This window comes from Micromonospora fiedleri (assembly GCF_016774385.1).
Lineage (GTDB): Bacteria > Actinomycetota > Actinomycetes > Mycobacteriales > Micromonosporaceae > Micromonospora > Micromonospora gifhornensis.
On sequence record NZ_JAETXL010000005.1, the window covers coordinates 410898 to 425254 of the forward strand.

At 71.4% G+C, this 14357-nt stretch carries 11 protein-coding genes; 5 read left to right on the forward strand and 6 right to left on the reverse strand.

Annotated elements, in window-relative coordinates; all coding sequences use genetic code 11:
- Positions 1–23: 23 nt before the first annotated feature.
- Positions 24–1109 carry a redox-regulated ATPase YchF gene (gene ychF / locus JMF97_RS16005; RefSeq protein ID WP_203222295.1) on the reverse strand — a complete coding sequence of 362 codons (1086 nt, stop codon included), beginning with the start codon at positions 1107–1109 and terminating at the stop codon, positions 24–26.
- Between the two features lie 92 nt (positions 1110–1201).
- Positions 1202–1687 carry a hypothetical protein gene (locus JMF97_RS16010; RefSeq protein WP_203222296.1) on the reverse strand — a complete coding sequence of 162 codons (486 nt, stop codon included), beginning with the start codon at positions 1685–1687 and terminating at the stop codon, positions 1202–1204.
- A 402-nt stretch (positions 1688–2089) separates the two neighbouring features.
- Between JMF97_RS16010 and JMF97_RS16015 the strand changes: the two genes are divergently transcribed.
- The 5 genes from JMF97_RS16015 (at position 2090) to valS (ending at position 10774) form a co-directional block, all read left to right on the forward strand.
- Complete coding sequence (locus tag JMF97_RS16015; protein ID WP_203222297.1) at positions 2090–3637, forward strand: DNA-3-methyladenine glycosylase 2 family protein; 1548 nt, start codon at positions 2090–2092, stop codon at positions 3635–3637.
- Positions 3638–3713: 76 nt separating this feature from the next.
- On the forward strand, positions 3714–4211 hold the full coding sequence (locus JMF97_RS16020; RefSeq protein ID WP_412101353.1) for a methylated-DNA--[protein]-cysteine S-methyltransferase: 498 nt from the start codon (positions 3714–3716) through the stop codon (positions 4209–4211).
- Positions 4212–4354: 143 nt separating this feature from the next.
- On the forward strand, positions 4355–6214 hold the full coding sequence (locus JMF97_RS16025) for an ABC transporter ATP-binding protein (protein WP_203222298.1): 1860 nt from the start codon (positions 4355–4357) through the stop codon (positions 6212–6214).
- Between the two features lie 32 nt (positions 6215–6246).
- Entirely contained in the window at positions 6247–8115 is a 1869-nt protein-coding gene (locus JMF97_RS16030) for an ABC transporter ATP-binding protein (RefSeq protein WP_203222448.1), read from the forward strand.
- A gap of 43 nt (positions 8116–8158) precedes the next feature.
- On the forward strand, positions 8159–10774 hold the full coding sequence (valS, locus tag JMF97_RS16035; protein ID WP_203222299.1) for a valine--tRNA ligase: 2616 nt from the start codon (positions 8159–8161) through the stop codon (positions 10772–10774).
- A gap of 67 nt (positions 10775–10841) precedes the next feature.
- On the opposite strand, the gene JMF97_RS16040 is transcribed toward valS, so the two are convergent.
- The 4 genes from JMF97_RS16040 to JMF97_RS16055 are packed head-to-tail and all read right to left on the reverse strand — an operon-like array spanning position 10842 to position 14281.
- On the reverse strand, positions 10842–11552 hold the full coding sequence (locus JMF97_RS16040) for an ABC transporter permease (RefSeq protein WP_203222300.1): 711 nt from the start codon (positions 11550–11552) through the stop codon (positions 10842–10844).
- On the reverse strand, positions 11552–12496 hold the full coding sequence (locus JMF97_RS16045) for an ABC transporter ATP-binding protein (protein WP_203222301.1): 945 nt from the start codon (positions 12494–12496) through the stop codon (positions 11552–11554). The genes JMF97_RS16040 and JMF97_RS16045 overlap by 1 nt, the downstream gene beginning before the upstream one ends.
- A complete protein-coding gene (locus JMF97_RS16050) occupies positions 12493–13374 on the reverse strand; it encodes an ABC transporter permease (protein ID WP_203222302.1) in 882 nt (293 codons plus the stop codon). Before JMF97_RS16050 ends, JMF97_RS16045 begins: the two co-directional genes overlap by 4 nt.
- Complete coding sequence (locus tag JMF97_RS16055) at positions 13367–14281, reverse strand: ABC transporter ATP-binding protein (RefSeq protein ID WP_203222303.1); 915 nt, start codon at positions 14279–14281, stop codon at positions 13367–13369. The genes JMF97_RS16050 and JMF97_RS16055 overlap by 8 nt, the downstream gene beginning before the upstream one ends.
- Positions 14282–14357: the final 76 nt, after the last annotated feature.

Here is a 14357-nt window from a genome sequence, read left to right on the forward strand (position 1 = left end):
AACTGGCCGCTCAGCTAACAGCACTAGACGTTGAAGCGGAATTCCACGACGTCGCCGTCCTGCATGACGTACTCCTTGCCTTCGATGCGGACCTTGCCCGCCGCCTTGGCCGCCGCCATCGAACCGGCCTCGACCAGGTCGTGGTAGGAGACGACCTCGGCCTTGATGAAGCCGCGCTGGAAGTCGGAGTGGATGACCCCGGCGGCCTCCGGCGCGGTCGCGCCGATCGGGACGGTCCAGGCCCGCGCTTCCTTCGGCCCGGCGGTGAGGTACGTCTGGAGGCCGAGCGTGCGGAAGCCGACGCGGACGAGCTGGTTCAGGCCCGGCTCGGACTGGCCGATCGACTCCAGCAGCTCGCGGGCCTCCTCCTCGGGCAGGTCCACCAGCTCGGATTCGATCTTGGCGTCCATGAAGACCGCATCGGCCGGGGCGACCAGCGCCCGCAGTTCGTCGAGGAACTCGGCGTTGTTGAGCTCGGCCTCGTCGACGTTGAAGACGTACAGGAACGGCTTGGTGGTGAGCAGGTGCAGCTCACGCAGGTGTTCCAGCTCGATGCCGGCCGCCGCCGCGCCCGCGTACAGGGTGGTGCCGCCGTCGAGGACCTCGACGGCCTGCTTGGCTGCGGCGACCGCTGCGGCCCGGTCCTTGCGGAGCTTGGCTTCCTTCTCCAGCCGGGGCAGCGCCTTCTCCAGCGTCTGGAGGTCGGCGAGGATCAGCTCGGTGTTGATCGTCTCGATGTCGTCGGCCGGGGAGACCTTGCCGTCGACGTGCACCACGTTCGGGTCGGAGAAGGCGCGTACCACCTGGCAGATCGCCGAGGCGTCACGGATGTTCGCCAGGAAGGCGTTACCGCGCCCCTGCCCCTTGGAGGCACCGCGGACCAGCCCGGCGATGTCGACGAACGACACCGGGGCGGGGATCACCTTCTGCGAGCCGAAGATCTCGGCGAGCTTGTGCAGCCGGTCGTCCGGCAGCCCGACCACGCCCACGTTGGGCTCGATCGTGGCGAACGGGTAGTTCGCCGCGAGCACATCGTTCTTGGTCAGCGCGTTGAACAGCGTGCTCTTGCCGACGTTGGGCAGGCCGACGATGCCGATGGTGAGACTCACGACGAGCCAGCTTACGCCGCTGCCCGACGCTCCCGGGCATCGGTGGGTCACCTGCCGCGGCCGGGCCCGAGATGGTGCTGGGCCGCGATAGGTCAGCGGTGCGGGGTCGGGCTGGTCTGGCGGGGTATCAGGGTGTCGACCCGCACTGTGCCGGGGGCCAGTTCGGCGGCGGCGGCCAGCGGGAGGGTGAGCCGCGCGGCGGCTACCGAGTTGGCCTGGTGGGACTCGTTGAGCATCCAATGGACTTCGTCGGCCGTCCAGCCGAGCTGCGGGCGGCCGGCGATCTCCCGGAGCAGCCGCAGTGCCGCCCGGGTGTCGTCGTCGTAGAAGCGCATGCACCAGTGGTGCACCCACATGCCGAGTGCCCGTACGCCGTCGTCGTCGAGCGAACGCAGCAGTCGCCCACAGGCCGTGTCGGCGAAGGTCCGCGCCGGGTCATCGGCACGATCCCGCTCGATGGCACCGACCGCCGCCGGCGCGACCGCGCGCATCCGCTCGTAGAAGCGTTGGACCACGGTCTCGTCCAGCGGCACCTGCCCCTGCCTCGGCTCCGCCGCCCGACCCACCACGCTCGCCATCGCCCGCCCCTTCTTCAGTTGCTGGCGGCACGCTACCCACCACAACCGACACTTCCCGCCCCACCCCACACCCCACCCCCACCCGCCCCTCCTGTCCCCCTCCCGCCCGACCCACGCCCCGCCCGCGCCCCACCCCCGCCTCACCCCGTCGATCTTGCACTTATGGTCGCTGACTCGTCCTCTTACACACCTTTTGTCCCGACGAGAAGTGCATGATCGACGGCGCTGGGCGGGGGCGGAGGGGGCGGGAGGACTCGGGGCGACGCGGGACGGGGTAGCGCGGGGCGGGGCGAGCGCGGGACGGGACGGGGCGAGCGCGGGACGGGACGGGGCGAGCGCGGGGCAGGGTGGGGTCTGAAAGCCGCCAGTCGGGGGGTGGGGGTGGGGCGCATGATCGGGGGTGTGGAGCTGGACTTTGAGCGGTGTTATCGGGCGGTGGACAGCCGTGACCAGCGGTTCGACGGGTGGTTCTACACGGGCGTGACGTCTACCGGGATCTACTGCCGGCCGTCCTGTCCGGCCGTGACGCCGAAACGGCACAACGTCCGGTTCTTTCCCTCGGCGGCGGCTGCTCAGGGTGCCGGGTTGCGGGCCTGTCGACGGTGTCGACCGGACGTCTCCCCCGGTTCACCGGAGTGGGACGTCCGCGCGGACGTGGTGGGCCGGGCGATGCGGTTGATCGCCGACGGGGTGGTGGATCGGGACGGGGTGCCCGGGTTGGCCGCCCGGCTCGGATACACCGAACGGCACCTGCACCGGATGCTTCGAGCCGAGCTTGGCGCCGGTCCGCTGGCGCTGGCCCGTGCGCAGCGCGCGCAGACCGCCCGTACCTTGATCGAGAGCACTGAGCTGGGTCTGGCCGAGATCGCCTTCGCCGCCGGGTTCGGCAGCGTCCGGCAGTTCAACGACACGATCCGCGAGGTGTACGGGGTACCTCCGTCGCAGCTTCGGGCTGGTCGGCGTACGGCGCTCGGCGGGTCGGGCACGATCACTTTGCGGTTGGCGTACCGCCCACCGTTGCATGCTCCCGCGCTGCTGGAGTTTCTGGCGCTGCGTACCCTGCCGGGGGTCGACGAGGTCCGGGACGGGACGTACCGCCGGGGGTTGCGGTTGCCGCACGGCACCGGCGCGGTGGCCTTGACCCCGGCGGACGGGCATGTCGCGGCCACCCTGCGGCTGACCGATCTGCGTGACCTGGCGCCGGCGGTGGCCCGCTGCCGGCACCTGCTGGACCTCGACGCGGACCCGGTCGCCGTCGACCAGACTCTCAGCGCCGATCCTGCCCTGGCCGCCGCCGTGGCCGCCGAACCCGGGGTACGCGTCCCCCACGCCGTCGACGGCTTCGAGATGGCCGTCCGAGCCATCACCACCCAACAGATCTCCCTCACCTCCGCCCGCACCACCCTCACCCACCTCCTCCACACCCTCCGCACCCCCACCCCCGACCATGTTGACCAAGAGGTTTGCGTCGGGGATGGCGCTCGGGAGGACGCAAACCTCTTGATCAACGGGGAGGAGGGGTTTTCGTCGAGGGAGGAGGGGGTTCGGGTGGGGGGTTTTCCGGCGGCGGAGGAGGTGTTGGGGGTGCCGGATGAGGGGTTTCGGATGCCGGTGGGGCGGCGGGAGGCGATTCGGGCGGTGGCTCGGGCGGTGGTGGAGGGTGAGCTTGATCTGGAGGTGGGTGGGGACCGGGGGGAGGTGGCGCGGCGGTTGGCGCGGGTGCCGGGGGTGGGGCCGTGGACCTGCGGTTACATCGCGATGCGGGCGCTCGGCGACCCGGATGTGTTCATGCCCACCGATCTCGCCGTGCGCCGGGGTGCCGCCGCCCTCGGGCTGGCCGACTCCCCCGCGGCCCTTGATGAGTACGCGACCCGCTGGCGGCCGTGGCGCTCGTACGCCGTCGTCCGGCTCTGGCGAGCCGCGTCAACTCGACCTCGGACGCCCGCGTGAACTCAAGAACTTGGAGAGCAGTGTGAATTCGACTTTGGAGAGCAGTGTGGGTACGACCTTGCGGAACAGTGGCGCAATCATCGACAGCGCCACCGTCGACACGCCTGTCGGTCCGTTCACGATCCTCGCCGGTCCGGACGGGGCGGTCCGGGCCGCCGGGTTCACTGCCGATCCGGCGGCGGTGCTCGCGGTGATGCACCCTGGCCTGCGTGGTGAGCCTCGCCAGCGGCGCGACCTCGGTCCGGTCACCGCGGCCGTCGAGGCGTACCTCGGTGGTGACCTGACCGCGATCGACGACGTACCAGTCGAGCAGCACAGCGACGGGGTCTTCCTGTCGCACGCCTGGCAGGTGCTGCGCGAGGTGAAGGCGGGCCAACCGGTCACCTACACCGGGTACGCCGCACTGGCCGGTCGGCCTGCGGCGGTACGCGCCGCCGCCTCGGCCTGTGCCCGCAACGCCGCCGCCCTCTTCGTCCCCTGCCACCGGGTGCTGCGCACCGACGGCAAGCTGGGCGGCTACCGCTGGGGGCTGCCGGTGAAGGAATGGTTGCTCACCCACGAGCGAGGAAGCTGAGCCACGCCGACCCACCCGCATGCATCGACGGACACCCATGGCACAAGCGAGGCCGTAGCTGGTCAGGCCGGTTGACGAAAGGGCAACATCGGTGACAACAAGCCGACAGTAATGCCGTGCTCATTTACCGCTACCGTCGGGTAGTGGCTGCGGGGAGCGGCGACGGCCCGGCCGGACGGGCCGAGGTCAGGAGACATCCACTCGGAAATCTGTGGCGGCTGCGGCGCTATCTGCGCCCGCACGCCGTGGAGTTCAGCGTCCTGCTGCTGGCCGGGTTCGCCTCGACGGGGGCGGGCATCGCGGTGCCGCTGGTGGCCCAGCGGGTGGTCGACGGGCCGGTGGCCGACCAGGACCTGACCGGGCTGTTCCAGCTTGCCGGGCTCGCGTTGGCGCTCGGCCTGGTCGAGGCCCTGCTGATCTTCATCCGTCGGTGGGTGCAGTCGTCGTCCTCGGTGGCGATGGAGGCGACCATCCGCGACGACATCTACGCCCACCTGCAACGTTTGCCGGCCAGCTTCCACGACCGGTGGCCCTCCGGTCAACTGCTCTCCCGCATCACCAGCGATCTGTCGGTGCTGCGCCGGTTCCTCTCCTTCGGACTGCTCTTCCTGGTCCTGAACCTGACCACCTACCTGGTCGTGGTGGTGCTGCTGGTCCGGTTGCATCCGGTGCTCGGCCTGCTGGTGGCGGCCAGCGCGGTGCCGCTGTTCGTGATCGCCCGCCGCTTCGGCCGGCACTACCACGCCGCGTCCCGCCGCATGCAGGACCAGCAGGGCGACGTCGCCACCCAGGTCGAGGAGACCGCGCAGGGTCTGCGCACCATGAAGGCGTACGGGCGAGGGCCGCAACTGACCGCCCGGTTCGTGGCCAGCACCCGCGCGTTGCACGACACCGGGGTCGGCAAGGGCAGGCTGCTCGGTCGTACCGCCGCGCTGCTGGACCTGGTGCCGAACCTGACCCTCGGAATCGTGCTGGTGGCCGGTGCCGCCGCGGTCGCCGACGGCCGGCTCACCATCGGCCAGCTCGTCGCCTTCGTCAGCCTCCAGTTGATGCTGATCTGGCCGGTGCAGTCGCTGGGTTGGATCATCGCCAACGGCCAGGAGGCGGCCACCGCCGCCGACCGGATCCAGGAGGTGCTGGACACCGCGCCGGCCATCGTCGACGCGCCCGAGGCGGTCACGTTGGCCCGGTCGGCGGTGCGCGGTCGGCTCCGCTTCGAGGCGGTCACCTTCCGCTATCCGGGCACCGCCGCGCCGGTGCTGCGCGGCATCGACCTGACCGTCGAGCCCGGTGAGACGCTCGCCCTGGTCGGCGCGACCGGCAGCGGCAAGAGCACCCTGCTGTCCCTGGTGCCCAGGTTGCACGAGGTCGAGACGGGTCGGATCACCCTCGACGGCCACGACCTGCGCGACCTGCGGTTGGCCTCGCTGCGCCGGCTGGTCGCGGTGGCCTTCGAGGAACCGACGCTGTTCTCCATGTCGGTGTGGGAGAACCTCACCCTGGGCCGCCCCGACGCCGGTGCCGACGAGGTCCGGGCCGCTCTCGCGTTGGCGCAGGCGGAGTTCGCGTACGACCTGCCGTGGGGCCTGGACACCCGGCTCGGTGAGCAGGGGCTGTCGCTGTCCGGTGGGCAACGGCAGCGCCTGGCGCTGGCCCGCGCGGTGCTGGTCCGTCCCGCGGTGCTGGTCCTCGACGATCCGCTCTCCGCGTTGGACGTGCACACCGAGGCGCTCGTGGAGTCGGCGCTCAAGCGGGTGCTGCGGGACATGACGGCGCTGCTGGTGGTGCACCGGCCGTCCACCATCGCGCTGGCCGACCGGGTCGCGCTGCTGGAGGACGGCCGGATCACCGCCGTCGGCCGGCACACCGACCTGCTGGCCGAGGTGCCGGCGTACCGCGCGCTGCTCTCCGCCGAACCGACCGGCACGCCGCCGTCCCCGACCGGCGCGCCATCGTCCACGGTCGGAACGGCACCGGACGGCTCCCCGCTGGTGCGCTCGTGACGGCCGGCGAGCCGAGCGGTCGGAACCGCCGGGTGCCGGGGCAGCGCTCGGGTCGCCACGAGGCGGACCCGGCGCGCTGGCGCGGGCTCGCCGCCGATCCGCACGCCGACCGCAGTCTCGCCGAGGACACCGACCCCGAGGCGGTGGCCCGGCTACGGGTCCGCAGTCGTGCGCTGCTGGCCGACGTGTTGCGCCCGCACCGCGCCCGGCTGGGCGGTGCGGTGGCGCTGCTGCTGACCCAGAACGCCGCGGCGATGTCCGGGCCGTACCTGGTCATGCTCGGCATCGACCGGGCGATCGACCCGTTGCGCGACGGCGACGCGGGCCCACTGGTGGCCGTCGCGGTGGCGTTCGCCGCCGCGACCGGCATCGAGTACGCCGCCCGACGCGCCTTCCTCACCCTCTCCGCCCGGATCGGCCAGGCCGTCCTGCTCGACCTGCGCCAGCGGGTGTACGGGCACTTCCTGCGCCTGCCGGTGGCCTTCCACGAGCGGTACACCTCGGGTCGGATGATCTCGCGGCTGACCAGCGACATCGACTCCATCGCCGAGCTCGTCGACGGTGGCGTGGAGAGCCTGGTGATGGCAGCCCTGACGATCGTGTCGGTGGCCGGCATCCTGCTCTGGCTGGACCTGCCGCTGGCCGCGGTCACCCTGCTCGCCTTCCCGCTGCTGTTCTGGCTGTCCCGGTGGTTCGCCCGGGCGTCCGCCGCCGCCTACCGCCGCACCCGGGAGGCGATGGCCCTGGTCATCGTCCACTTCGTGGAGTCGATGCGGGGCATCCGGGCCGTGCAGGCGTACCGCCGGGAGGGCCGCAACCAGGACATCTTCGCCACCGTCAACGACGATTACCGGCGCTCCAGCCGGCACGCCTTCCGCCTGATCGCCACGTACTCGCCGGGGATCAAGCTGATCGGCAACGTCACCGTGGCGGTGGTGCTCTGCTACGGCGGTGCCCGGGTGCTCGGCGGCGACACCGGCGTCGGGGTGCTCGCGGCGTTCCTGCTCTATCTGCGCCGGTTCTTCGAGCCGATGCAGGAGCTGAGCCAGTTCTACAACGCGCTGCAGTCGGCCACCGCCGCCCTGGAGAAGCTCGCCGGGTTGCTCGACGAACGGCCCGAGGTGGCCGAGCCGCAACGCCCGGTGCCGCTGCCCCGGGGACCCGACCGGGGTGCGGTCACCTTCCGTGGCGTCTCGTTCGGGTACCGGTCGGACGCGCCGATCCTGACCGGGCTGGACCTCACCATCCCCGCCGGGCAGACCGTGGCGCTGATCGGGCCGACCGGGGCCGGCAAGTCGACGCTTGCCAAACTGCTCGCCCGGTTCCACGACCCGGCAGCCGGCACCGTCAGCCTGGACGGGGTGAACCTGCGCCAGGTGGCCGACGCGGAGTTGCGTCGGGCCGTGGTGCTGGTGACCCAGGAGACGCACCTGTTCGGTGGCAGCGTGGCGGAGAACATCCGCTTCGGTCGCCCGGACGCCGACGATGCGGCGGTCGAGGCGGCCGCGCGGGCGATCGGCGCGCACGACTTCATCGCGGCACTACCCGACGGGTACGCCACCGAGGTGCACCGCCGCGGCGGGCGGCTCTCCGCCGGGCAGCGGCAACTTGTCGCCTTCGCCCGGGCGTTCCTGGCCGACCCGGCGGTGCTGATCCTCGACGAGGCCACCTCGTCGCTGGACATCCCCACCGAGCGGCTGGTGCAGCGGGCGCTCGGCACGATCCTGCGCGACCGGACCGCGGTGGTGATCGCGCACCGGCTCTCCACCGTGGAGATCGCCGACCGGGTGCTGGTCCTCGACGACGGCCGGATCGTCGAGGACGGTCCACCGGCCGACCTGATCGCCGACGGTGGCCGGTACGCCGACCTGCACCGCAAGTGGATCGACTCGCTGCTCTAGGTAATTCGATGCCCGGCGGCGCGACGCTGCCTACCATCGACGGATGACTGATACGGCGAGGACGGCCCGTACCGGCGTCCCCGAGCGTCCGAGTTTGGACGGCCTCGAGGAGACCTGGTCGCGCCGCTGGCAGGAGGAGGGCACGTACGCGTTCGACCGCTCGAAGGCGGCTGTCCGGGGTCGCGGCGAGGCGTCAGACTCGCCGAGCCCGGATGGCCGTAGCTCGGACGTATACGCGATCGACACCCCGCCGCCGACCGTATCGGGCGAGCTGCACATGGGGCACGTCTTCTCGTACACCCACACCGACCTGATCGCCCGGTTCCAGCGAATGCGCGGCCGGACGGTCTTCTACCCGATCGGCTGGGACGACAACGGGCTGCCCACCGAACGTCGGGTGCAGAACGTCTACGGGGTGAGCTGCGACCCGTCGCTGCCGTACGACCCGGACTGGCGGGCACCGGACGCGCCGGTGGACGATACGGCCCGCAAGAACCCGACTCCGATCTCCCGACGCAACTTCATCGAGCTGTGCGAGCGGTTGACCGTCGCCGACGAGCAGGTCTTCGAGGCGCTGTGGCGTCGGCTCGGCCTGTCGGTGGACTGGTCGCTGGCGTACACCACCATCGGTCCGGTGGCTCGGGCCGCCTCGCAGCGGGCGTTCCTGCGCAACCTGGCCCGGGGTGAGGCGTACCAGTCGGAGGCGCCGACGCTGTGGGACGTCGGTTTCGCCACCGCCGTCGCGCAGGCCGAGTTGGAGGATCGCGAGCGGCCCGGCGCGTACCACCGGTTGCGGTTCCACGCTCCCGGCGGGCGGGAGGTGCTGATCGACACCACCCGTCCGGAGTTGCTGCCGGCCTGCGTGGCGCTGGTCTGCCACCCCGACGACGAGCGGTACGCCGACCTGGTCGGCGGCACTGTGCGTACGCCCGTCTTCGATGTGGAGGTGCCGGTGCGCGCGCATCCGCTGGCGGAGCCGGCCAAGGGCACCGGCATCGCGATGGTCTGCACGTTCGGTGACCTGACCGACGTGACCTGGTGGCGGGATCTGGGCCTGGAGACCCGGGTGGTGATCGGGCGCGACGGCCGGCTGCTGCCGGAGCCGCCGGCCGGGGTGCCGGCGCAACCGTACGCGGCGCTGGCCGGGCAGAGTGTCAACGCGGCCCGGCGGAGCATCGTGCAGCTGCTGGCCGACGCGGGTGACCTGGTGGGCGAGCCGCGCCCGATCACCCATCCGGTGAAGTTCTACGAGCGGGGCGACCGGCCGCTGGAGATCGTCTCCACCCGGCAGTGGTATCTGCGCAACGGTGGCCGCGACACCGACCTGCGGGAGGCGTTGCTGGCCCGGGGACGCGAGCTGCGCTGGGTGCCGGAGCACATGCGGCACCGCTACGAGCACTGGGTGGGTGGCCTGACCGGTGACTGGTTGGTCAGCCGGCAACGCTTCTTCGGCGTGCCGGTGCCGGTGTGGTACCGGCTCGACGACACTGGCGAGCCGGACTGGTCTCAGCCTCTCACGCCCGACGAGGATTCGCTGCCGATCGATCCGTCCGACGACGTGCCCGCCGGCTACGACGAGTCCCAGCGCGGGATGCCGGGCGGCTTCGTCGGCGATCCGGACGTGCTGGACACCTGGGCCACGTCGTCGCTGAGCCCGCAGATCGCCGCCGGTTGGGAGACCGACCCGGACCTGTTCGGCCGGGTCTTCCCGATGGACCTGCGCCCCCAAGGGCAGGAGATCATCCGCACCTGGTTGTTCGCCACGGTCGTGCGGGCCCACCTGGAACACGGCGTGCTGCCGTGGCGGACCGCAGAGTTGTCCGGCTGGATCCTGGACCCGGACCGCAAGAAGATGTCCAAGTCCAAGGGGAACGTGGTCACCCCGATGGGGTTGCTGGAGCAGCACGGCGCCGACGCGGTGCGGTACTGGGCGTCCACCGGGCGTCCCGGTGTCGACCTGGCCTTCGACCCGGCGCAGATCAAGGTCGGTCGGCGGCTGGCCACGAAGCTGCTCAACGCGTCGCGGTTCGCGCTCGGGCTCGGTGCCGCCGACGCGCTGCGCGCTGCGGCGACCGAGCCGTTGGACCGGGCCATGCTCGCCGCGCTGGCCGAGGTGGTGACGACCGCGACGACGGCCTTCGAGGCGTACGACCACACGGCGGCGTTGCAGGCCACCGAGTCGTTCTTCTGGCGGTTCTGCGACGACTACATCGAGTTGGTGAAGGAACGCGCCTACGGCACCGGGGCAGGGGCGGATTCGGCCCGGGCCGCGTTGGCCACCGCGTTGTCGGTGCAGTTGCGGCTGTTCGCCCCGGTGCTGCCGTACGCGACCGAGGAGGTGTGGTCCTGGTGGCGGTACGGCTCGGTGCACCGGTCACCGTGGCCCACCACGTACGAGGTGAACCGGGCGATCCAGGGCGAGGGGGATCCGGCGTTGCTGCGGCTGGCCTCCGACGCGCTCGGGCAGGTGCGGCGGGCCAAGTCCGAGCGGAAGCTGTCGATGAAGGCGGAGGTGCCGCTGGCCGAGGCGCTCGGCCCGGCCGCCCTGCTCGACCAACTCACGCTGATCGTCGACGACCTGCGGGCGGCCGGGCACATCGGCAAGCTCGACCTGCTCCCCGACCGCACCCCCGAACTCGTCATCGCCTGCGCGTTCTAGGGGGCGGGGTGTAAGGAAGGGCACCTTATTAACGCCTCGTGCATAGGAAGGGGCCCTTCCTTACACCTCAGCTGGTTTCGCCGGCGACGGAGAAGGAGCGCAGGCGGTTGACGGCCAGCAGGGTGAAGGCGACGCTCACCAGCGCCGTCATCACCGCCGCCACCGGTACGGAGACCGTCGTGTCGAGCAGGTTCGTCGGGGCGAGCCGGTCCGCCAACGCGATCACGTAGTGCTGGATGGAGAGCACCCGGGTGCCGGTGACCACGTTGCTGAGCAGACCTTCCCAGATCAGCACGTAGACCAGGCCGAGCAGGACCGGCCGCCGGGTGAGCAGGCTGGCCGCCACGAACAGGGCCGAGTAGGCCAGCGCTCCGATCGAGGCGGCGACGGCCAGCGCCAGTCCGAGGCGTACCGAGTCGGCCAGCAGGCCGGCGGCGAACAGCGGCAGCGCCACGGCCGCCGCGGTGGCCCCGACCGCCACCGCCAGCTTCGGCAGCACGATCTGCCAGCGTGGCAGCGGTGTGGTGAGCACGTGCACCACCGTGCCGTCGTCGATCTCGGCACCGAGCACCCCGGTGCCGACGATCAACGCGACCACCGGCAGCACGACAGCCAACCCGAGGCCGACGAGCACCGGCGGCCCCCAGTCGGACGGGGACACCCCGAGGCCGCGGGACAGCACGGCCAGCACCACCAGCAACATGGGCAGCGGCAGCAGCAGAAGGAACCGGCGACGCCCGAACAGCCCGCGCGCGGTGATCCAGCAGACAGTGGACATCAGGCCTCCACCAGGTAGGAGAAGACGCTCTCCAGGGACTCGTCCTCGGGCAGCAGTTGCCGCACCCGTACGCCCCGGGCCAGGGCGACCTTCGGCAGTACGCGGGTGAAGGCGCCGTAGTCGCCGGCCCGTACGGTCAGGCCGTCGCGGCCCAACTCGACACCGGTCACCGACGGCTCGGCCATCAGCGCGACGGCCAGCGCCCGGTCGTCGGTGGAGCGGATGGCGAACACGTGCGGCCGGTTGGTCATCAGCCGGCGGATGGTGCGGAAGTCACCGGAGGCGGCGAGCCGCCCGGCGACCATCACCTGCACGGTGCCGGAGACCTGCTCGACCTCCTCCAGGATGTGCGAGCTGAACAGGATGGTGCGGCCGGCGTCGCCGAGCGAGTGCAGCAACTCCATCATGTGCAGGCGCTGGCGCGGGTCCATGCCGTTGAACGGCTCGTCCAACAGCAGCACCTGCGGGTCGTGCACCAGCGACGCGGCCACCCGGGCCCGCTGCCGCATGCCCTTGGAGTAGGTGCCGATCCGGCGGTCCTGCGCGCCCTCCAACTCGACCATGGCGATCGCCCGGCGGGCCGCCGCCTGCGGGTCGGGCAGCTTGTGCAGCTTGGCGGTGGCCAGCACGAACTCGTACGCGGTGAGGAAGCCGTGCACCGCCTCCCGCTCGCTGACCAGCCCCAACCGTCGGTAGACGGCCGGGTTACGCCAGGTGGGTTGACCGTCGAGGGTGACCTGGCCCCGCGAGGGGGCGAGGAAGCCGGCCATCATGTGCAGCAGCGTGGTCTTGCCGGCACCGTTGGGACCGAGGAGACCGGTGACGCCCGGCCCGAGGCTCATGCTCACGTCGTTGACCGCGACCACGTTGCCGTACCAGCGGGAGACCCCGGCGAGGTCGAGGGTGCTGGTGGTGGTCGGGGCGGGACTACTGGTCGTGGTCATCGGGCGGCCACCTTCCGGTAGCGGGCCAGCAGCAGGGCGACGCAGGCCGCGACGAGCAGGGCGGCGACCAGGGCGTACACCGGGCCGAAGGCACCGAGGTCGGGACCGAGGGCATCCGGGTCGGTGATCAACTGGTCGCGCATCGTCCAGATGCCGATGCCCTGGACGAGCGTGGACGGCGAGGCGATGCCGGCGAGCTGGTTCGCGGCCTGCGAGGGCAGGATCGACAGGACGCCGACGATCGGCGTGGTCATCAGGAAGACGGCGACGATGCCGCCGGCTGCGAAGGCCCGCTTGCCGGTCAGTGCGGCGATCAGCAGCCCCACCGCGGCGAAGACCACCGCCCACAACCCGGCGTAGAGCAGACCGGGCAGCAGGTCCAGCAGTTCGTCCCAGACCGCACCCATGTCGTTGCCGGTGAACGCGGCGCCGAGGAACATCACCAGCTGCGGCGCGCCGAGCAGCATCCAGAGCGCGGTGGCCAGCGCGAGCAGCTTGGCCATCGGGTAGTCGGCGGTCGGCAACGGTCGGGAGAAGTACAACGGCAGCACACCGCTGCGCAGATCCCGGGAGACCAGTTCCGGCGCGGCCACCGCGACGAAGAAGATGACCAGCCAGCTCATCGAATCGGCGAACTGGGCGTACGTCATGAGGGTTTCGCCGATCTGGCTGCCGATCGCGGTCACCGCGCCGGCCACCATCAGGACGATGCCGACCACGAGCCAGGGGAAGATCTTGGCCTTGGCGCTGCGACCCAACCCGAAGGCGGTCCGTACGCCGTGCACGTAGAGCGCGCCGAAGACCGCTCGGCGGCCCAGCCGTGGGCCGGTGTAGCGCTGGTAGCCGATGTCGTGGATGACACCCGTCGGTTCAGACATGACTGCCCTCCCTGCGGGCGAAGAGCTCGGCCACCCGGTGCCGGCGCTGGTCGAGCCGGTGCAGCGGCAGGTCCAGGTCGGCGACCGCGCCGATGATGAGGTCGTACGTCTGCTGGTCGGCGAGCGGGACGAGCAGCAGCCGTCCCTCCCGGCTCACCGGCAGGTCGAGCGCGGCCAGCCGGGTGGCCAGCGCTTCGGTGCCCTCGCTGACCTCGACGGCGAGCACGTCGGTGGTCGAGGTCATCGCGGCGATGTGGTCGGCGCGCAGCAACCGCCCACCGTCGATGGCGACCAGGGTGTCGCAGATCCGCTCGACCTCGCCGAGCAGGTGGGAGCAGACAAGTACGGAGATGCCGAACTCGGTGCCGATCCGGTGCACCAGGGCCAGCATGGCGTCCCGGCCGGCCGGGTCGAGGCCGTTTGTGGGTTCGTCGAGCAGCAGCAGGTCGGGGTCGTGCACGAGAGCCTGGGCGAGCTTGACTCGCTGTTTCATGCCGGTGGAGTAGCCACCCACCGGACGATGGCGTTCCTCGTGCAGCCCGACGTGCCGCAGCGCCTCGGAGGCCCGTTCCCGGGCGGCGGTACGTGGTAGGCCGCTGATCTGCCCGAGATGGGTGACCAGTTCGGCGGCGGACAGGTCAGGTGGCAGGCAGTCGTGCTCCGGCATGTAGCCGACCCGGGCGCGGACCCCCGCCGGGTCGGTGGTCGGGTCCATGCCCAGCACCCGGACCCGGCCACGGGTCGGGGTGAGCAGGCCGAGCAGGAGCTTGATCAGGGTTGATTTGCCGGCGCCGTTGGCGCCGACCAGGCCGACGATTCCCGGCTCGACCGTCACTGTCAGTTCGGACAGCGCGGTCACCCCACCGCCGTAGACCTTGGTCAACGACTCGGTTGCGATCAGTGTCACGACGACAGCCTAGAGACGAACGACAACGCGGTCTGTCCGGCACGCGCCCCGGTTTTCCCTGATCCTGCTTCCGGTG

What these genes read in the sequence shown, in the direction of transcription:
- JMF97_RS16010 (WP_203222296.1), bottom strand. Translation starts at nt 1,687, where the DNA reads ATGGCGAGCGTGGTGGGTCGGGCGGCGGAGCCGAGGCAGGGGCAGGTG.
- valS (WP_203222299.1), top strand. Translation starts at nt 8,159, where the DNA reads ATGACTGATACGGCGAGGACGGCCCGTACCGGCGTCCCCGAGCGTCCG.
- JMF97_RS16040 (WP_203222300.1), bottom strand. Translation starts at nt 11,552, where the DNA reads ATGTCCACTGTCTGCTGGATCACCGCGCGCGGGCTGTTCGGGCGTCGC.
- JMF97_RS16045 (WP_203222301.1), bottom strand. Translation starts at nt 12,496, where the DNA reads ATGACCACGACCAGTAGTCCCGCCCCGACCACCACCAGCACCCTCGAC.
- JMF97_RS16050 (WP_203222302.1), bottom strand. Translation starts at nt 13,374, where the DNA reads ATGTCTGAACCGACGGGTGTCATCCACGACATCGGCTACCAGCGCTAC.